Annotated in this window: 15 protein-coding genes; 8 read left to right on the top strand and 7 right to left on the bottom strand. The window is 71.1% G+C overall.

Going from position 1 to position 19,351, the window contains the following annotated elements:
- Window positions 1–91: 91 nt before the first annotated feature.
- Window positions 92–748: a superoxide dismutase gene (locus tag ABZY57_RS10270; RefSeq protein ID WP_356510147.1), complete on the top strand. Its 657-nt coding sequence runs from the start codon at window positions 92–94 to the stop codon at window positions 746–748.
- Window positions 749–873: 125 nt separating this feature from the next.
- Here ABZY57_RS10270 and ABZY57_RS10265 read toward each other — a convergent pair whose 3' ends face one another.
- The gene (locus ABZY57_RS10265; protein ID WP_356510145.1) at window positions 874–1,521 is read right to left on the bottom strand and encodes a DsbA family protein; all 648 of its coding nucleotides are present in this window, start codon (window positions 1,519–1,521) and stop codon (window positions 874–876) included.
- Window positions 1,522–1,631: 110 nt separating this feature from the next.
- On the opposite strand from ABZY57_RS10265, the gene pepN (ABZY57_RS10260) reads away from it, so the two are divergent.
- Complete coding sequence (gene pepN / locus ABZY57_RS10260) at window positions 1,632–4,190, top strand: aminopeptidase N (RefSeq protein WP_356510143.1); 2,559 nt, start codon at window positions 1,632–1,634, stop codon at window positions 4,188–4,190.
- A 163-nt stretch (window positions 4,191–4,353) separates the two neighbouring features.
- Window positions 4,354–5,313, top strand: coding sequence for a hypothetical protein (locus tag ABZY57_RS10255; RefSeq protein WP_356510141.1), 960 nt, complete (start codon window positions 4,354–4,356; stop codon window positions 5,311–5,313).
- 5 nt (window positions 5,314–5,318) lie between these two features.
- Here the strand turns inward: ABZY57_RS10255 and ABZY57_RS10250 are convergent, their stop codons facing one another.
- Window positions 5,319–6,224 carry a pyridoxamine 5'-phosphate oxidase family protein gene (locus ABZY57_RS10250; RefSeq protein WP_356510139.1) on the bottom strand — a complete coding sequence of 302 codons (906 nt, stop codon included), beginning with the start codon at window positions 6,222–6,224 and terminating at the stop codon, window positions 5,319–5,321.
- Entirely contained in the window at window positions 6,224–6,682 is a 459-nt protein-coding gene (locus ABZY57_RS10245) for a VOC family protein (RefSeq protein WP_356510137.1), read from the bottom strand. Before ABZY57_RS10245 ends, ABZY57_RS10250 begins: the two co-directional genes overlap by 1 nt.
- Window positions 6,683–6,800: 118 nt before the next feature.
- Here ABZY57_RS10245 and ABZY57_RS10240 point away from each other — a divergent pair, with 118 nt between their 5' ends.
- The 3 genes from ABZY57_RS10240 to ABZY57_RS10230 all read left to right on the top strand — a co-directional run bounded on the left by ABZY57_RS10240 (window position 6,801) and on the right by ABZY57_RS10230 (window position 12,270).
- Complete coding sequence (locus tag ABZY57_RS10240; protein ID WP_356510135.1) at window positions 6,801–7,361, top strand: CGNR zinc finger domain-containing protein; 561 nt, start codon at window positions 6,801–6,803, stop codon at window positions 7,359–7,361.
- Window positions 7,362–7,634: 273 nt separating this feature from the next.
- Entirely contained in the window at window positions 7,635–10,952 is a 3,318-nt protein-coding gene (locus ABZY57_RS10235; RefSeq protein WP_356510133.1) for a S8 family serine peptidase, read from the top strand.
- 289 nt (window positions 10,953–11,241) lie between these two features.
- Complete coding sequence (locus ABZY57_RS10230) at window positions 11,242–12,270, top strand: aspartate-semialdehyde dehydrogenase (RefSeq protein WP_356510131.1); 1,029 nt, start codon at window positions 11,242–11,244, stop codon at window positions 12,268–12,270.
- Window positions 12,271–12,343: 73 nt separating this feature from the next.
- Here the strand turns inward: ABZY57_RS10230 and ABZY57_RS10225 are convergent, their stop codons facing one another.
- Window positions 12,344–12,841, bottom strand: coding sequence for a DUF1203 domain-containing protein (locus ABZY57_RS10225; protein ID WP_356510129.1), 498 nt, complete (start codon window positions 12,839–12,841; stop codon window positions 12,344–12,346).
- A gap of 140 nt (window positions 12,842–12,981) precedes the next feature.
- Here ABZY57_RS10225 and pepN (ABZY57_RS10220) point away from each other — a divergent pair, with 140 nt between their 5' ends.
- Window positions 12,982–15,552 (top strand): aminopeptidase N, encoded by a 2,571-nt coding sequence (gene pepN, locus ABZY57_RS10220; protein WP_356510127.1) that lies wholly within the window; start codon window positions 12,982–12,984, stop codon window positions 15,550–15,552.
- Between the two features lie 281 nt (window positions 15,553–15,833).
- Here the strand turns inward: pepN (ABZY57_RS10220) and ABZY57_RS10215 are convergent, their stop codons facing one another.
- The 3 genes from ABZY57_RS10215 to ABZY57_RS10205 all read right to left on the bottom strand — a co-directional run bounded on the left by ABZY57_RS10215 (window position 15,834) and on the right by ABZY57_RS10205 (window position 18,657).
- Window positions 15,834–16,736, bottom strand: a complete 903-nt coding sequence (locus ABZY57_RS10215; RefSeq protein ID WP_356510125.1) for a LysR family transcriptional regulator — start codon at window positions 16,734–16,736, stop codon at window positions 15,834–15,836.
- A 10-nt stretch (window positions 16,737–16,746) separates the two neighbouring features.
- Window positions 16,747–17,631: a DMT family transporter gene (locus ABZY57_RS10210; protein WP_356510215.1), complete on the bottom strand. Its 885-nt coding sequence runs from the start codon at window positions 17,629–17,631 to the stop codon at window positions 16,747–16,749.
- Window positions 17,632–17,715: 84 nt separating this feature from the next.
- On the bottom strand, window positions 17,716–18,657 hold the full coding sequence (locus ABZY57_RS10205; protein ID WP_356510123.1) for an EamA family transporter: 942 nt from the start codon (window positions 18,655–18,657) through the stop codon (window positions 17,716–17,718).
- Between the two features lie 126 nt (window positions 18,658–18,783).
- Here ABZY57_RS10205 and ABZY57_RS10200 point away from each other — a divergent pair, with 126 nt between their 5' ends.
- The gene (locus ABZY57_RS10200; protein WP_356510121.1) at window positions 18,784–19,275 is read left to right on the top strand and encodes a MarR family transcriptional regulator; all 492 of its coding nucleotides are present in this window, start codon (window positions 18,784–18,786) and stop codon (window positions 19,273–19,275) included.
- Window positions 19,276–19,351: the final 76 nt, after the last annotated feature.

Genomic DNA, 19,351 nt, shown 5'->3' with positions numbered 1-19,351 from the left:
CTTATGGGCCACGGGAAATAGATACTGCTAGCGTGCAGTTGCGCATTAATTGCAATAAGCAGTTGGCACGCCGAGGGGACCGGATACACGCATGGCCATCTACACGCTTCCTGAGCTTCCTTACGACTACGCGGCTCTCGAGCCCGTCATCAACCCGCAGATCATCGAGCTGCACCACGACAAGCACCACGCGGCCTACGTCACGGGCGCCAACAACACGCTGGAGCAGCTGGAGGAGGCGCGCGACAAGGAGAACTGGGGCGCGTTGAACGGCCTGGAGAAGAACCTGGCCTTCCATCTCTCCGGGCACATCCTGCACAGCATCTACTGGCACAACATGGCGAGCCCCAAGACCGGCGAGGGCGGCGGCGAGCCCACCTCGGCCGACGGCCTGGGCGAGCTGGCCGACGCGATCACCGAATCCTTCGGCTCGTTCGCGAAGTTCAGGAAGCAGCTCACCTTCGCGTCCTCCGCGACCCAGGGTTCCGGCTGGGGCGTGCTCGCGTACGAGCCCGTCAGCGGCCGCCTGATCGTCGAGCAGATCTACGACCACCAGGGCAACGTCGGCGTGTCCAGCACCCCGGTCCTCGTGTTCGACGCCTGGGAGCACGCCTTCTACCTGCAGTACAAGAACCAGAAGGTGGACTTCATCGAGGCGATGTGGAACGTCGTCAACTGGCAGGACGTGGCCCGGCGCTACGCCGACGCCAAGGCCAACACCCCGCTGCTGATCCCCGCCAAGGGCTGATCGGCGCCACCAGAACCCGTCCGCCCCGTGATCGTCTTCTCAGCCTTCACGTGCGGGCGTGTCCACCGGAAGACCCCCGCGAGGACGTGACTCGCGGGGGTCTTCCGCGCTACTCGTGCGTCGGACTAGTCGAAGATCGGCCCCTGGGTGCGGGTGCGCTTGATCTCGTAGAAGCCCGGGGTGGAGGCGACGAGCAGGGTGCCGTCCCAGAGGCGGGCCGCGGCCTCGCCGCGCGGGGCGGGGGTGACGACCGGGCCGAAGAAGGCGACGTCTTCGCCGTCGGCGCCGGGCACCGAGATGACCGGGGTGCCGACCTCCTGGCCGACACGGTTGATGCCGTCGTTGTGGGAGTCGCGCAGGACCTCGTCGTACTCGTCGGAGTCCGCGTAGTGGATGAGCTCGGCGGGCAGGCCCACCTCGCTCAAGGCGTCGGCGATCGCCTCGCGGGTCGGGCCCTGCTCCTCGTTGTGGAAGCGGGTGCCCAGGGCGGTGTAGAGCTTGCCGGTGATCTCGTCGCCGAACTTCTGCTGGGCGGCGACGACGACGCGCACGGGAGCCCAGCCCTTGGGGCCGAGCAGTTCGCGGTAGCGCTCGGGCAGTTCGTCGAGCTTGTTCTCGTTCAGGACCGCGAGGCTCATCACGTGCCAGCGGACCTCCACGTCACGGACCTTCTCGACCTCCAGCATCCAGCGGGACGTCATCCAGGCCCAGGGGCAGAGCGGGTCGAACCAGAAGTCGACAGGGGTCTTCTCGCGCACCTGGGTGTCAGCCATGTCTCTCCTCATATCGGAACGTTCCTCCCTGCCCAACCGCTCCGACCGCACACGCATTCCCCCGTGGGAGGATTCGGTCAGGTATCGCGATCACGCACGAAGGAGTGCACGTGCCCGGAGAGAATCTGTCCCGTGACGAGGCCCGCGAGCGGGCCGAGCTGCTGTCCGTCGACGGGTACGAGGTGGTCCTCGACTTGAGGTCCGCGGTGGACGAGGCCGAACCGGCCGACGGCCCCAGGACGTTCCGCTCGGTGACCACCGTCCGCTTCCGCGCCGCCGCCCCGGGAGCGTCGAGCTTCGCGGACCTGATCGCGCCCAAGGTGAACGGCGTGACCCTCAACGGGCGCGAGCTGGACCCGGCCGCCGTCTTCGACGGCGCGCGGATCGCCCTGGACGGGCTCGCCTCCGAGAACGTGCTCGTGGTCGACGCCGACTGCGCGTACAGCCGGACCGGCGAGGGCATGCACCGCTTCGTGGACCCGGAGGACGGCGAGGTCTACCTCTACACCCAGTACGAGCCGGCCGACGCCCGGCGGGTGTACGCGAACTTCGAGCAGCCCGACCTCAAGGCCCCGTACCGCTTCGAGGTGACCGCGCCCGAGGGCTGGCAGGTCTGGAGCAACGGGGTCGAGGAGTCCCGCGAGGGGCAGACCCGGCGCTTCGCCGAGACCGCGCCGATCTCCACGTACATCACGTGCGTGGTGGCGGGGCCGTACCACTACGTCACGGACTCCTACACGCGCGGGGACCTGACGATCCCGCTCGGCGCCATCTGCCGCAAGGGGCTGGCGAAGCACTTCGACGCGGACGAGGTGTTCCTCGTCACGAAGCAGGGCTTCGACCTCTTCCACGAGATCTTCGACTACCCGTACCCCTTCGGGAAGTACGACCAGGCCTTCGTGCCGGAGTACAACCTCGGTGCCATGGAGAACCCGGGGATGGTGACCTTCCGGGAGGAGTACATCTTCCGCGGGAAGGTCACGCAGGCCTCGTACGAGCGGCGCGCGAACACGATCCTGCACGAGATGGCGCACATGTGGTTCGGCGACCTGGTCACCATGAAGTGGTGGGACGACCTGTGGCTGAAGGAGTCCTTCGCGGACTTCATGGGCTCCTTCGCCCTGGTCGAGGCCACGCGGTTCGACCAGGCGTGGGTCACCTTCGCCAACAGCCGCAAGGCGTGGGCCTACCGGGCCGACCAGCTGCCGTCCACGCACCCGATCACGGCCGACATCCGTGACCTGGAGGACGCGAAGCTGAACTTCGACGGCATCACCTACGCCAAGGGCGCGGCGGTGCTCAAGCAGCTCGTGGCGTACGTGGGCCGGGACGCCTTCCTGGAGGGCGCACGGCGCTACTTCAAGGCGAACGCCTACGGGAACACCACCCTGGACGACCTGCTGTCGGTGCTCGCGGAGGTCTCCGGGCGGGACATGGCCGAGTGGTCGCGGGCCTGGCTGCAGACGGCCGGCGTGAACGCACTGACCCCGGTGGTGACCTGCGACGCGGGCGGCCGGGTGACCGAGCTGGCGGTGGTCCAGGACGGCGACGAGCTCCGCCCGCACCGGGTCGCGGTGGGCCTGTACCGGCTGGACCCGGACGGCGCACTGGTGCGCTACGCGCGGGCCGAGGCGGACGTCGCGGGGGCCCGGACGGCCGTCGCCGAGCTGGCCGGGCAGGAGAAGCCGGCCCTGGTGCTCGTCAACGACGAGGACCTGACCTACTGCAAGATCCGCTTCGACGAGGGGTCGCTGGCCGCGCTGCGCTCGCACCTGGGCTCGGTCGCGGACCCGCTGAGCCGCGCACTGTGCTGGTCGGCGCTGTGGAACCTGACGCGCGACGGGCTGATGCCGGCACGGGACTTCGTCTCGCTCGTACTGGCCCACGCGGGCCGGGAGACGGACGTCGGCGTCCTGCAGATGCTGCACGCGCAGGCGCTGACCGCGGTCACGCACTACGCGGCGCCCGACTGGCGGGAGCAGGGCGGCAAGGTGCTGGCGGCGTGCGCGCTGCAGGAACTGCGGTTCGCGGAGCCGGGGTCGGAGCACCAGCTCACCTGGGCCCGCTTCTTCGCGAAGGGCGCGGCGACCGAGGGCGACTTCCAGCTGCTGCTGGGGCTGCTGGAGGGATCGGCGCGGATCGACGGGCTGGAGGTGGACCAGGAGCTGCGCTGGGACTTCCTGCTGCCGCTGGCCGCGCACGGCGCGATCGGCGAGGAGGTCCTCGCGGCCGAACTGACGCGGGACGACACGGCGTCGGGCAAGCGGCACCAGGTGCGGTGCCTGGCGGCGCGGCCGTCGGCTGCGGTCAAGGACCAGGCGTGGGCCGCGGTGGTGGAGTCGGACGCGCTGTCGAACGCGTTGGTCGAGGCGACGATCGCGGGGATGCAGCAGTCTTCGCAGCGGGGGCTGCTGGCGCCGTACACGGAGCGCTACTTCGCCGTGATCGAGCGGATCTGGGCCGACCGGTCGATCCAGATCGGCATGGACGTGGTGCGGGGGCTGTACCCGTCCCTCCAGGACTCGCAGGAGACGCTGGACGCGACGGACGCGTGGCTGGCGGCGCACGAGTCGGCGGCGCCGGCCCTGCGCCGCCTGGTCCTGGAGTCGCGGGACGACCTGGCCCGGGCGCTGCGCGCGCAGGCCTGCGACGTGGCTGCGGCGAGCTAGCCCTGCGGGGCCGGCGAGGCTGGATTCCCCAGCCTCGCCGGCCCCCGACCGGCGCACTCCATCGGCAGTCGAACGTCCGTACTTTAGCCCCGTCTTGTCCCGATTTGCCGACGGATGTGTAACAGGGGTTAGCGAGGCCATGGCCTGAGGGAATCTCAGCGTCATGAACCACAACGCACCCCTCCCCCTCGCCCACCTCACCGACAACCGCCCCCGCGTGCTGTCGCTGGCCCAGCTCCGCGAGCACGGGGTCACCGCCTCCGACGCCGCCGAGCGGTCCTGGCAGCAGATCCTGCCGGGGGTGTTCCTGCTCCACTCCGGTCCCGCGACGAGCGAGGAGCGGCTGCACGCGGCGCTCCTCTACGCAGGGCGCCGCGGCGACGAGGTCATGATCACCGGGCTGGCGGCCCTCGCGCTGTACCGGTTCTCCTCCGCCCCCGCGCTGCTCGGCCTCCCCCAGATCGACGTGCTCGTCCCGAACACCCGCCGACTGCGCTCCGCCGGACAGGTCCGCATCGTCCGGACGCACACCCCGCCCCGGTCGATCGAGGTCACCGGGCTGCCCGTCGCCCCCGTGGCCCGCGCCGTCGCCGACGCCGTCGCCCACCTGTCCGACGCCGGTACGGTCCGTCGCCTGCTCAGCGAAGCCGTCCGCGGCGGGCACTGCGAACCGGCCGCCGTGGTACGGGAGCTGACGGTGGCGCGGCTGCTGAACCGGCCGCACGTGGTGGACGCCGTCGAATCGCTGCTCGCCGAGGGCCGGGCCATCGCCGAGGACCGGCTGTACCAGCTCGTACGGGGCTACGAGCTCCCCGAGCCGGTCTGGAACGTGGACCTGCGGCTGCCCGGCGGCCCGCACCTGGGCGGGGTCGACGCGTACTGGCCGGAGCACGCGGTGGCCATCGAGATCGACACCCGGGCCCCGCGCCAGGGCGAGGACGAGCAGTGGTCGGAGTCCGTCCGCAAGCGGGAGACCCTGGAGCGGTGCGGGGTGACCGTCCTGCACATCACCCCGCGCAAGCTCCGCGACTGGCCCGAGCAGCAGGCGGCGGTCGTACGGACCGCCCTGACGGCGTCCGACGACCGCGAGCCCGCCGCCTACCTCGTCGTCCTGCCCAGGTGAACGCCCTACGGCGAAGGCAACGCGGGCAGCGCCGGATTCGCAGGCGAGTACTCCGGGGCGCTCCACAGCAGCCGCCCCGGGTGCACGCTCTCCACCACCGACTCGACCTGGAAGCGGACCCGCCGCTCCCCGGCCGGCCGGCCCTCCGAGAAGTCCGTCTCCGCCCGCCCGCTGAGCTGGAGCAGCGCCCCGCTCTCCCAGTCCGGGAACAGCAGCCCGGCCCGCGGGTCCGCCAGCAGGTTCCCCAGCGTCAGGAACATCGCGTTGCCCGCGTAGTCCGGCCAGGCCAGTTCGGTCGGGGACAGCACCTCGACGAAGCCCGGCATCCCGCCCCGGTGGCTCGCGTCGGCCCCGTCCGCCCCCGCGGAGGTGGCGACGAAGAAGGTGTCGGCGGCGCGGACGGCCCGTTCCTGGTCGGGGGTGAGCGCGTCCCCGCGCCGCACGACACCGGCTCCTTCGGCGACGAGCCGGACGGGCTGGCGCTTCTGGAGGTACTTGGGGCAGTTGGCGAAGACCCGTTCGGCCGCCAGCGCGAACCCGCCGGCGGTCACCTCCAGGGTTCCGCCCAGCCGCATCCGGCGCCGGGTGCGCGGGTCGAGGGAGATGGTCCCGACCCGGGTGCCGGCGGTGGCCAGTGCCTCGGCGAGCGGATCACCCTCGGGGATCCCTCCCCTGACCGCGATCCGGTCCGGCCCGGTGGCCCGTACGAAACCGGGGGCGCCGGTCAGCAGTGAGGCCCAGAGCAGACCTCCGGGATCGGCCGCGCCGACGACCAGGTGCGGCTGAAGCCCCAGGAAGGCCGCCGCCACGTCCTTGATGTGCGGGGTGACGGACTGGCCGACGTGCACGGCGTGCTCCCGTACGCCGACCCGCTCCTGGATGGCCAGCGAGCCCCAGTGGTACCCGGCCATTAGAAGAACCCGCAGGTCGGGGCCCCTGTGGTGGGAGCCTCGGCGCCTTCGGCGCCGTTCGGCACGGAGATCTCCAGACGGGTCCCGTCCGGATCGTGGAAGAAGATCCCGCCGGAGGCGGCTCCCTCGCGGTGGGCGACGATCCCGTCGTAGGCGAAGTCGACACCCAGGCCGCGCAGCCGCTCCTCGTACTCCCGGACCTCCTCGATGGCGTCCGCGGAGAGCGCGAGGTGGTGCAGTCCGGCCGCGCCGGGTGCGTAGGCCCCCTCGGCCTGCTGCCACAGGGTGAGCACGAGCTCGCCGTCCTGGCCGAGGAAGGCGAAGCGCCGGTCCTCCTCCTTGCCCTCGCCCAGCAGTTCGAAGCCGAGGCCGTCCCGGTAGAAGACGAGCGACCGCTCGAGATCCGTGACGTTCAGGCCCACGTGGCCGGTGCGCAGCTTGCTGATGACGGTCGTCACAACGGTTCCTTCCCCAGAACTCCGAATTTCTAACCTTCTAAATCGAGCTTAGGGGTTAGACATGAGGGAGTCAACCGCTCACGTACTCTTGAGGGGTTAGTTCCAGGAGGAGGCGGACATGACGACGACGGACCCACGACCCCTGACCGGGGAACCGGTGGCCCTGGACCTGCTGAACACCCGGTGGGTCCACGAGGGCGAACCCGTCGACCTCTTCGCGGGGGCCTTCGGGCTCACCCGCATCGAAGGGCTCGCGCTCTGGCTGGAGAGCACCGGGCTGGCCGGCCGCTTCCGCGCCGACGCCTCGACCCTGGTCCACCTGCTCACCGCCCGCGAGGCACTGGCCCGCGCGGTCGCGGATCCGGCCGACGAGAGCGCCCGCGCCCTGGTCGACGCCGTCCTGGAGTACGGGCGGATCCGGGCGACCCTGACCGCCGAAGGGCCCGGCGAGCGGACCGAGTTCGACGACCCGACCTGGGGTCCGGCCTGGACGGCCGCCCGCGACTACCTGGAGCTGCTGGGCGCCGACCCCGGCCGGATCCGCAAGTGCGCCTCCGAGACCTGTGTACTGCGCTTCCACGACACCTCGCGCAACGGCACCCGGCGCTGGTGCTCGATGTCGGCCTGCGGAAACCGGGCGAAAGCCTCCCGTCATTACGCGCGCACGCGCGTGCGCTGAACGCCCGGAAGTTGTCACACCTGATCTGAGACCGGAGCCCGGCCCACTCCTGATGGAGGGTCGGGAAGTCTATAAATCCACGTTCCAACCCGAAGGTTCGCACCGGTTCGTTCCGGTACGAGCCTTCTGGCGTATGCCCCGAGCTGGCGGGAGTCCGCCACGCTAGGTATCGGTCCGTGACAACTCTCCCCAAAGAGCTGTCACTTACGCGAGGCTGACCGGTCATCCGGCACCGAAATCCGGACCGTAACTTTCACTTAGCCAGGGATGCTGATGACCCTCGACTCCCCCAGCTCCATACCCGCGACCCGACGCGCCGTGCGCGTCGCGGCCGCGGCCGGCCTGGTGGCCGCCCTCGCGGCCACCGGCGCCATGCCCGTCTTCGCGGCGACCGGCACCGATACCCCGACCGCCAGTCCCGCGGTCAAGTCGGCCGACCAGAAGCTCGGCTCGGCCGACGCCGAGCTGCTCCAGGAAGCCAAGACCAAGGGCGAGAAGACCGTCACGGTCATGGTCGCGACGGCCCCCGGCGAGACCCAGCAGGTGGCCAAGCAGCTCGACGACGTCCAGGGCGCCTCCGTGGGCCAGACGTACGACAAGCTCGGCTACGTGCGCGCCACCCTGCCGACCGACAAGGCCGAGGCCGCGCTGAAGGCGGCCGCCAAGCTGTCCTCCGTGCACGGCATCGACCTGCGGCACGAGATCCAGCTCCCGGACCCCCGTCCGGACGCGGACCGCGAGACGGGCACGGTGAAGCGGACCGCCGCCGAGACCTACCCGGGCCCGGACAAGAACACCCCGGCGAAGAACCCGTACAACCCGTCCTTCGAGACCGGTGCGCTGGACTTCCTCAAGAAGAACCCGAAGGCCGACGGCCGCGGCGTGACCATCGGCATCATGGACTCGGGTGTCGACCTCGGCCACCCGGCGCTCCAGAAGACCACCACCGGCGAGCGCAAGATCGTCGACTGGGTCACCGCGACCGACCCGATCACCGACGGCGACGCCACCTGGCGCGCGCAGATCACCCCGGTCGCCGGTGGCACCTTCACCGCGGGCGGCGGCAGCTGGAAGGCTCCGGAGGGCTCGTTCCAGTGGAGCCGCTTCACCGAGTCGATCACCGCCAACGGTGACATGAAGGGCGACGTCAACCGGGACGGGGACACCACCGACCGGTTCGGCCTGCTCTACGACCCGGTTGCCGGGACCGTCCGCGTCGACACCGACCAGGACAACGACTTCACGAACAACGAGCCGATGAAGCCGTACAAGGACGGCTACCAGATCGGCTACTTCGGCACGGACAACCCGGCGACCGAGGTCGCCGAGCGCATCCCGTTCGTGATCGAGATCCGCAAGGACGTCCCGATGGACCCGCTGGGCGGTGACTGGGTCGGCAAGAAGGCCGACTTCGTCAACGTCGGCATCATCGAGTCCGAGCACGGCACGCACGTCGCGGGCATCACCGCCGCCAACGGCCTGTTCGGCGGCGCGATGAACGGCGAGGCGCCCGGCGCCAAGCTCGTCTCCTCGCGCGCCTGCTCCTGGTCCGGCGGCTGCACCAACATCGCGCTGACCGAGGGCATGATCGACCTCGTCGTCAACCGCGGCGTGGACATCGTCAACATGTCGATCGGCGGCCTGCCGGCCCTGAACGACGGCAACAACGCGCGCGCCGAGCTCTACAAGAACCTCATCGACACCTACGGTGTCCAGCTCGTCATCTCGGCGGGCAACGAGGGCCCCGGCATCAACACCATCGGCGACCCCGGTCTCGCGGACAAGGTCATCTCCGTGGGTGCGGCGGTCTCCAAGGAGACCTGGGCGGCCAACTACGGCTCCGGCGTGGCCAAGAAGTACAACATGTTCCCCTTCTCCTCCCGCGGTCCGCGTGAGGACGGCGGCTTCACGCCGACGATCACCGCCCCCGGCGCGTCGATCAACACCATCCAGACCTGGCTGCCCGGCGCACCGGTGAAGGAGGCCGGCTACAACCTGCCGGCCGGTTACGGCATGCTCCAGGGCACCTCGATGTCCTCGCCGCAGGCGGCGGGCGCCAGCGCCCTGCTGATCTCGGCCGCCAAGCAGCAGAAGATCGCCCTCACCCCGGCGAACCTGCGCATCGCGCTCACCAGCAGCGCGAAGAAGATCGCGGACGTTCCGGCGCACGCCCAGGGCGCGGGCCTGATCAACATCCCCGGCGCGTGGGAGTCCATCCAGCGCGGCGCGAAGGCGAACGAGTTCACCGTCAAGGCACCGGTCGACACCGCGATCGACCAGTTCCTGAAGACCCCGGGCTTCGGCACCGGCGTCTACGACCGTGAGGGCGGCCTGAAGGTCGGCCAGAAGAAGGTCTACGACGTCGTCGTCACCCGCACCACGGGCGTCAAGTACGGCACCCCGCACCAGCTGAGCTGGCGCAACAACGACGGCACGTTCAAGGTCATCGGCGGCTACGACTACGTCACCCTGCCGCTGAACAAGCCGGTCACCATCAAGGTCGAGGCCAAGGCCACGACGGCCGGCGTCCACAGCGGCATCCTGCAGCTCGACGACGCCACCACCGAGGGCATCGACAAGCAGATCCTCTCCACGGTCGTCGTCTCGGCCCCGCTGGCGAAGCCCTCGTACAGCTACGCGGACACCTCCTCCGTGCAGCGCAACAGCCACAAGTCCTACTTCGTGACCGTCCCGGCGGGCGCGAAGACCCTCGAGGTCTCCCTCGGCGGACTCGCGGCGGGCAGCCAGACGCGCTTCATCTCGATCCACCCGTACGGCGTGGGCGTCGAGGACAGCGCGACGACCCAGTGCTACCCGAACTACGACAACCCGGCCAACCAGTGCCGCCCCGACCTGCGTTCGTACCCGAACCCGCAGCCGGGCGTCTGGGAGATCGAGGTCGAGTCGCGCCGTACGTCGCCGCTGCTCGACAACCCGTACAAGCTGGACGTCTCCGTGCTCGGCGCGGCCTTCGACCCCGCGGTCAAGGTCCTGCCCGAGGTCAAGCAGGGCACCCCGGCGCCGGTCCAGTGGACCGTGAAGAACGACGGGGCCGCCATCACCGGCGGCAAGCTCCAGGGTGGCCCGCTCGGCTCCGCGAAGGTCGCCAAGCCGACCATCGCCGCCGGTGAGACCCACACCACCGAGGTCACGATCGGCGAGGGCGTCTCCCGCCTCGACATCGCGATCGGCAAGGTGTCCGACACCGCCGCCGACCTCGACCTGGACGTGTACAAGGACGGCGTCAAGGTCGGCTCCTCCGCCGACGGCGACTCCGAGGAGGCCGTGAGCCTCGTCAACCCGGCCGCGGGCACCTACACCATCGAGGTGTTCGGCTACGCGATCCCGTCCGGCTCCACCGCGTACGACTACCGCGACGTCTACTACTCGGCCGCCCTGGGCACCGTCCAGGTCGACGAGGCCGCCGCGGTCGACCTCGCCAACGGCGCCTCGGCGACCGTCTCCGCGAACGTGCTGGTCAACAGCGCCGCTCCGGAAGGCCGCCAGTTCTTCGGCGAGGTCAAGCTGCTCAACGCCCGCGGCACCGCCGCCGGCACCGGCAGCGTGCAGATCGAGAAGGTCCTGCCGTAAGGCCGCGACCGCGTGACCGCACCACCCGTGTGACCGCATGACACAGGGGCGGGTACCCGATTCGGGTACCCGCCCCTGCTGCCTTGTCGGCTGTCTACCGACGAGTAGCTCCTTGGTCCGGCGGAAGTCACCCTCAGATGTGACGCAAGGGCCGGGCCCCGCGCCATGGCATTGCCGCGCCGTCGGGCTCGCGTCCCGCACTCTGGACAATGGATTGGACAAGGCTCGTGGGGTCGAACGCATGATGGCTTCACGCGCGCCCGCGTCGTACCTAGCAAGAGGAGTCACCGTGAGGGTCGGAATCGTCGGAGCCACCGGACAGGTCGGCGGAGTCATGCGCGGCATCCTGGCCGAGCGCAAGTTCCCGGTGGACGAACTGCGGCTGTTCGCCTCGGCCCGTTCGGCCGGCTCCACCCTGGAGTGGGAAGGCCGGGAGATCACCATCGAGGACGCCTCCACGGCCGACTACTCCGGCCTGGACATCGTGCTCTTCTCCGCGGGCGGCGCCACGTCCAAGGCCCTCGCCGAGAAGGTCGCCTCGCAGGGCGCCGTCGTGATCGACAACTCCTCCGCCTGGCGCCGTGACCCCGAGGTCCCCCTCGTCGTCTCCGAGGTCAACCCGCACGCGATCAGGAACCGCCCCAAGGGCATCATCGCGAACCCGAACTGCACCACGATGGCCGCGATGCCGGTGCTGCGCCCGCTGCACGACGAGGCCGGTCTGACCGCGCTGATCGCCACCACGTACCAGGCCGTGTCCGGCTCGGGCCTGGCGGGCGTCGCCGAGCTCAAGGGCCAGGCCTGCGCGGTATCCGAGGCCGCCGACCAGCTGACCTTCGACGGCGACGCGGTGGAGTTCCCGGCGCCTGCCGTCTACAAGCGGCCGATCGCCTACAACGTGATCCCGCTCGCGGGCTCGATCGTCGACGACGGCTCCTTCGAGACCGACGAGGAGCAGAAGCTCCGCAACGAGTCCCGCAAGATCCTCGAGATCCCGGAGCTCAAGGTCTCGGGCACCTGCGTGCGCGTGCCGGTCTTCGCCGGCCACTCCCTCCAGGTCAACGTCCGCTTCACCCGCCCGCTGAGCGTCGAGCGCGCCTACGAGCTGCTGAAGGACGCCCCGGGCGTCGAGCTCTCGGAGATCCCGACCCCGCTGCAGGCCGCCGGCAAGGACGCGTCGTACGTGGGCCGCATCCGCGTCGACGAGACCACCGAGAACGGCCTCGCGCTGTTCCTCTCCAACGACAACCTCCGCAAGGGCGCCGCGCTGAACGCGATCCAGATCGCGGAGCTGGTCGCGGAGGAGCTCCGCGGCTGATCCCGCCCGCACGGCCGAGGGGCGGCACCGTGACGGTGCCGCCCCTCGGTGTTCCTGGCTACGGCGTGCCCCCCTACGCCCGGCGGACCTCGAAGAGGTAGCAGCCGTACTCGGCCGCGCGGACGTGGACGAGCTCGGTCCGCGGGTCCTCGAAGGCCTCCGCCAGCGCCTGCCCGATCACCGCGTCCGGGTCCTCGGCGAGGTCGAGCACCCGCCCGCCGAGGATGTGGCCCGCCGCGTCGTAGCGGCGGGCCGTGCGCAGGGCGCCGGGGTGGGCGAAGGGGAGGCCGGAGTCCGGGTCCGGTCCGCCGCACTCGGCGGCGTGGACGAACACCGGGCCCTGCTCGTCGTAGGCCCCCGGGTCGACGCCGGTCGCTGCGGCCCAGCGGCGCAGCGGGGCGTAGGAGACGAGGGCGATCCGTTCGCCGGGGGCACTGCGGCGCAGACAGCAGCGCAGCGGGGCACCGCCCTCCGGGTCCTCGTAGGGCGTGCAGGGCCGCCCGGCGTCGTCGAGGGTGCGCAGTCGGGCCAGGACGGGAGGGGCGATGGCGAGCACGGTGTGGGTGGTCATGGGGTCCAGGGTGCTCCCGGCGGACCGGTCGGAGCTGGCGGAAATCGGACGTCGAGTTTCGCCCGTGGATTACTCCGGCGCGGTGGCCCGGCCCGCGTGGAAGGATGGGCCGGAACGTCACCATCGAAGGAGATGACCGCGTGCCAGGCACGAATCTGACCCGTGAAGAGGCTCAGCAGCGCGCAAAGCTGCTCAGTGTCGACTCGTACGAGATCGAGCTCGATCTCAGCGGCGCGCAGGAGGGCGGCACGTACCCCTCCGTGACCACCGTGCGCTTCCAGTCCGCCGAGGCCGGCGCCGAGACCTTCATCGACCTGGTCGCTCCGGCCGTGCACGAGGTCGTCCTCAACGGCACGTCCCTCGACGTGGCCACCGTCTTCCGGGATTCCCGGATCGCGCTCGCGCACCTCGCCGCCGGGGCCAACGAGCTCCGCGTCGTCGCCGACTGTGCGTACACCAACACCGGTGAGGGTCTGCACCGCTTCGTCGACCCGGTCGACGAGCAGGCGTACCTGTACACGCAGTTCGAGGTCCCGGACGCGCGCCGCGTGTTCGCGAGCTTCGAGCAGCCCGATCTGAAGGCGACGTTCCGGTTCACCGTGACGGCCCCCGCGGGCTGGACGGTCATCTCGAACTCCCCGACGCCCGAGGCTCCGGCCGACAACGTCTGGCGCTTCGAGCCCACCCCGCGCATCTCCACGTACATCACGGCGCTGATCGTCGGCCCGTACCACGCGGTGCACAGCTCCTACGAGGGCGCGGACGGGCAGTCCGTCCCGCTCGGCATCTACTGCCGTCCCTCGCTCGCCGAGTTCCTCGACGCCGACGCGATCTTCGACGTGACCCGGCAGGGCTTCACCTGGTTCCAGGAGAAGTTCGCGTACGACTACCCCTTCGCGAAGTACGACCAGCTCTTCGTACCGGAGTTCAACGCGGGCGCGATGGAGAACGCGGGCGCGGTCACCATCCGCGACCAGTACGTCTTCCGCTCGAAGGTGACGGACGCGGCGTACGAGACGCGCGCCGAGACCATCCTGCACGAGCTCGCGCACATGTGGTTCGGCGACCTGGTCACCATGGAGTGGTGGAACGACCTGTGGCTGAACGAGTCGTTCGCCACCTACACCTCCATCGCCTGCCAGGCGTACGCGGAGGGCTCGAAGTGGCCGCACGCCTGGACCTCCTTCGCCAACTCCATGAAGACCTGGGCGTACCGGCAGGACCAGCTGCCCTCCACGCACCCGATCATGGCCGACATCCGTGACCTGGACGACGTCCTGGTCAACTTCGACGGCATCACGTACGCCAAGGGCGCCTCGGTCCTCAAGCAGCTCGTGGCCTACGTCGGCCAGGACGCCTTCTTCAAGGGCGTGCAGGCGTACTTCAAGGCGCACGCCTTCGGGAACACGCGCCTGTCGGACCTGCTGGGCGCCCTGGAGGAGACCTCCGGCCGCGATCTGACCGCATGGTCGAAGGCCTGGCTGGAGACGGCCGGGATCAACATCCTGCGCCCGGAGATCGAGACGGACGAGAACGGCTCCATCACCGCCTTCGCCGTCCGCCAGGAGGCCCCGGCCCTGCCGGCCGGTGCCAAGGGCGAGCCCGTCCTGCGCCCGCACCGCATCGCGGTCGGCCTGTACGACCTGGCCGACGGCAAGCTGGTGCGCAGCGAGCGGATCGAGCTGGACATCGACGGCGACCTCACCGCCGTGCCGGAGCTGATCGGCCGGACCCGTCCGGCCGTGGTCCTGCTCAACGACGACGACCTGTCGTACGCCAAGGTCCGCCTCGACGAGGTGTCCCTCGCCAACGTCACCGCGCACCTGGGCGACTTCACCGAGTCGCTGCCGCGCGCGCTGTGCTGGGCGTCGGCCTGGGACATGACCCGCGACGGCGAACTGGCCACCCGGGACTACCTCGCCCTCGTCCTGTCGGGCATCGGCAAGGAGTCGGACATCGGCGTCGTCCAGTCGCTGCACCGCCAGGTCAAGCTGGCCGTGGACCTGTACGCCGACCCGGCGTGGCGCGACCAGGGCCTGGCCACCTGGACGGAGGCGGCGCTGGAGCACCTGCGCGCGGCCGAGCCGGGCAGCGACCACCAGCTGGCGTGGGCGCGCGCCTTCGCGGCGACGGCCCGCACCGAGGAGCAGCTGACCTACCTGTCGGCGCTGCTGGACGGCTCGGCCGAGGTCAAGGGCCTGGCCGTGGACACCGAGCTGCGCTGGGCGTTCCTGGAGCGCCTGGTCGCCACGGGCGTCGCCGACGAGGCGGCCATCACGGCCGAGCTGGAGCGGGACAGGACCGCGGCGGGCGAGCGGCACGCGGCGACCGCCCGCGCGGCGCGTCCGACGGCGGAGGCCAAGGCCGAGGCGTGGGCTTCGGTCGTCGAGGGCGACTCGCTCCCGAACGCGGTGCAGGAGGCGGTGATCGGCGGCTTCGTCCAGACCGACCAGCGCGAGCTCCTCGCCCCGTACACGGCGAAGTACTTCGCGGCGGTGAAGGAGGTCTGGGAGACCCGTAGCCACGAGATCGCCCAGCAGATCGCGGTGGGGCTCTACCCGTCCCTCCAGGTCTCCGCGCAGACCCTCGCGGCGACGGACGCCTGGCTGGCCTCGGCCGAGCCGAACGCGGCCCTGCGGCGTCTCGTCTCCGAGTCCCGCGCGGGCGTGGAGCGGGCGCTGCGCGCCCAGGCGGCGGACGCCCGGGCCTGACCCTGCGGGTCCGTTCCCGGGGCTCCGCCCCGGACCCCGCGCCTCGAACGCCGGCAAGGCTGGATTTCCCCGCCTTGCCGGCGTTCGCGTGCGGGCCGGACGGGATGTCCCGCCCGCCTGCGTTCACGTGCGGGCCGACGCCGGCCCGATCCAGCCCGTCCGGCGTGTGAGGACCGGGTCCGGGCAGCGCCCGGCCGGGGGTCCCCCGGCCGGAGTCCGGGGGACGGTGGAAGGGCGGGCAGGGGACTTCGCCCCGCAGGGCCGCCCCATCGCAGCGACGGCTACGGCCGGGCCTCGGCGGCCGCTCGCAGGGCCGCCAGGACGTGGGCCACGGCAGGGGCCGACTCCGAGCCACGCCGCAGGGCGGCGATGACGTGCCGGGTGGGCCGGTCGTGGGGCAGGCCCCGGACGGCGACGCCCGCCGCGCGGCTCGCCACCATGCGCGGGACCAGGGCCACCCCCATGCCCGCTTCGACCATGGCCAGGATCGCGGTCCAGCCGGACGCCGAGTGGGCCTGTTCCGGAACGAAGCCGGCCGCCTCGCAGGCGTGGCGGGTGATCTCCGACCAGGGGCCGGAGCCGCCGTAGATCCACGGGTCCCCGGACAGGTCCGCGAGCCGCAGCTCCGCGGCGCCGGCCAGCGGGTGGTCCGGGGGCAGGGCCACGTCGAGGGGGTCCTCCAGCAGGGTCCTGCGGGTGAAGCGGGGATCGCGGGCGGTCGGGGCGTGGGCCGCGAGGGACAGCGCGAGGTCGACGACCCCGGCGGACAGCAGCTCGTAGGACTCGGCCGCCTCGGTCTCCCGTACGCGGACCTCCACGCCGGGGTGCGAGCGCCTCAGGGCGGCGACCGCCGGGACCACGAGGACGGGTACGGCGGTGGAGAAGGCCCCGATCCGGACCTCCCCCGCTTCCCCGGCGAGGTATCCGGTGAGCTCCGCGTCGGCCCGCTCCAGTTGCGCGAACACCGCCTCCGCGTGCCGCAGTACGAGGTGGGCGGCGTCGGTGAGCCGGACCCGCCGGCCCTGGGCCTCCAGCAGCGGGACCCCCAGCATCCGGGCCAGGTTGGTCAGCTGCTGCGAAACGGCCGAGGGCGTCATGTGCAGCGCCTCGGCCGTCGCGGTCACGGTCCCCTGTTCGGCGAGGGTCCGCAGGATCCGCAGCTTCTTGATGTCCCACTCGATCATGGGACCGAACCTACCGCCGGGCACCCAGACCCACTCCGCCGAGGATCAGCGCCATGCAGAGGAGCTGCGTCGGGCCGGTGGTCTCGCCGAGGAGCAGCAGGCCGAGGCCCGCGACGCAGACCGGCTGGAGGTAGTAGACGACTCCGGCGCGGGCGGCGCCGATCATCCCGATGGCCTTGTTCCAGGCGAAGAAGGCGACGGCGGAGGAGAACACGCCGACGTACAGGAGCATTCCGGCGGTGGAGGGGGTGACCTGGAAGCCGCCCTGGACGCCGACGGACAGGGCGTAGACGGGGGCGAGCATGAGCGCGCCGAGGACGAAGGTGGTGAGCAGGAAGGCGAGGCCGCCCAGTTCGGCGGGCTTGCGCTTGAGGAGCGCGCTGTACGTGGCGAAGGACAGGGCCGCGCCGAACATCCACAGGTCGCCGGCGGCGAAGTCGAAGCGGATCGATCCCTTGCCGACCAGGAGGAGCACGCCGAGGGCCGCGAGGGCCAGGCCGAAGGTGCGCCGGGCGCCGAGCCGTTCGCCGCCGAGGCGGGCGTAGAGGGCCATGATGACCGGTGAGGCGGCCATGATCATGCCCATGTTGGAGGCCGAGGTGGTCAGTCCGGCCTGGTGGACGAGCGTGTTGTAGAGGGCGACGCCGAAGAGTGTCGCCAGGGCGATGTAGCCGAAGTGCTTGCGGATCAGGGCCCGTTGCTGCCAGGCCTGCTGGGCGGCGAAGGGGGCGACGGCCACGGTGGCGACGACCCAGCGCCAGAAGACGGCCTGGACGGGCGGGATGCTGTCCGCCATGCCACGGGTGGCGACGAAGCTGCCGGACCAGACGACCGTGGCGAGCAGGGCGAGGAGGAGGCCGAGACCGGCGGCCGCCTTCTTCGCCTTGCCGGGCAGTGCTTCCTGCGGGACGGTGCGGACGCGGTCCGTGACGGCCACTGTGGGTCTCTCCCTCGGGGTTCGGAGTGTCGGCTCGTCGGTCTACCGTCGCACCGGGGTACCCGTCAGGTCCATCGAAACATTTCGATCGGTTACTTCAGCAGAACTGAACGTTTCGGCCTTCGGTCGCGGCGCGCCCACCGCGAGCTGCCCCGCGACGGTGGCGCCGAAGGCGATCACCATGCCCAGCACCTGCACCGGCGACAGCGCCTGCCCCAGGGCGGCCCAGCCGATGACCGCGGCGGTGAGCGGCGAGAGCGGGCCGAGGAGGGTCACGGACGTGGCGGTGAGCTGCCCGATGCCGCGGAACCAGAGCCAGTACGCGATGCCGGTGTTGATCAGCATCATGTAGCCGTAGCCGAGGAAGGCCCTGCCGTCGAGCGCCGGCGGTGCCCCTTCCACCAGCGCGGCGATCGGGACGATGATCAGGCCGCCCGCAGTGAGCTGCCAGCCGGTCATGGCCAGCGGGCCGACGCCTTCCGGACGCCCCCACCGCTTGGTCATGACGGTGCCCGCAGCCATCGAGGAGGAGGAGACGAGGCCGGCCGCCACCCCGACCGGATCGAGCTCCGCCTGTGCGGTCAGCACCACCATGCCGACCCCGAAGGCCGCCGCGACGGCGGCGAGCACGGTCCGCAGCCGGGCCCGTTCGCCCAGGAGGAGGGCGGCCAGCCCCACGACGAACAGCGGTCCCGCGGAGCCCAGGACGGCCGCGACCCCGCCGGGCAGGCGGTAGGCGGAGAGGAACAGCAGCGGGAAGAAGGCGCCGATGTTGAGCCCGCCGAGGACGGCGGCCTTCCACCACCACACCCCCGTGGGCAGCTTCCGGGCGAGGGCGGTGAGCAGCAGCCCGGCGGGCAGGGCCCGCACCACCCCGGTGAACAGCGGCCGGTCGGGCGGCAGCAGCTCGGAGGCCACGGCGTAGGTGGAGCCCCAGGAGATGGGGGCGAGTGCGGTCAGGGCGATGGTGGTGACGCGCTTCACGGGTGCTCCTCCGGCAGGGACGAGTTGCTCAGGCGAGTAGCTCACTTGGAAGTAGCTTAGCACTAAGCTACTTTCCTGCAAGCAACTTTCTTGCGGAGGAACAAGTGGAAGCCGGATACTGCGCCCATGACCGACAAGGACGCCGTCGACGCGATCGCCGACCAGTGGCTCGCGGTGCGACCCGATCTGGACACCACACCCATGGCGGTGTTCGGCCGGATCTACCGGATCTCCAAAGCCATGGGTGACGCGATGGAGAAGGCCTACGCGCGCTACGGAATCTCGCGGGGGGAGTTCGACGTCGTGGCCACGCTGCGCCGGAGCGGAACCCCGTACACCCTCTCGCCCCGCCAGCTCTCGGCCACGCTCATGCTCACCACGGGCGGGATGACGGGACGGCTGGACAAGCTGGAGAAGGCCGGGCTGCTCCGCAGGAGCCCCGATCCGGACGACCGGCGCGGGCTCCGCGTGACCATCACCGACCGGGGCCTCGCCCTCATCGACGAGGCGGTCACGGCGGGGCTGGAGGTACAGCGCGAAGCGCTCACCGGGCTCGACGGGGCGGAGATCGCGGCACTCACCGGCCTGCTGCGCAAGGTGATGGCAGGGGTTCCGTAGCCGGCCGGGGTACGACGAGGCGCCGGGGGGGGGGCTGGGGCCCGCCGGCCCCCGCGACTTAGTTGGAGGACTTCAA

Source organism: Streptomyces sp. NPDC006450 (genome assembly GCF_040612195.1).
Classification (GTDB): domain Bacteria; phylum Actinomycetota; class Actinomycetes; order Streptomycetales; family Streptomycetaceae; genus Streptomyces.
The sequence above is the reverse complement of the archived record's forward strand: the minus strand, read 5'-3'. Positions and strand labels throughout refer to the sequence as shown.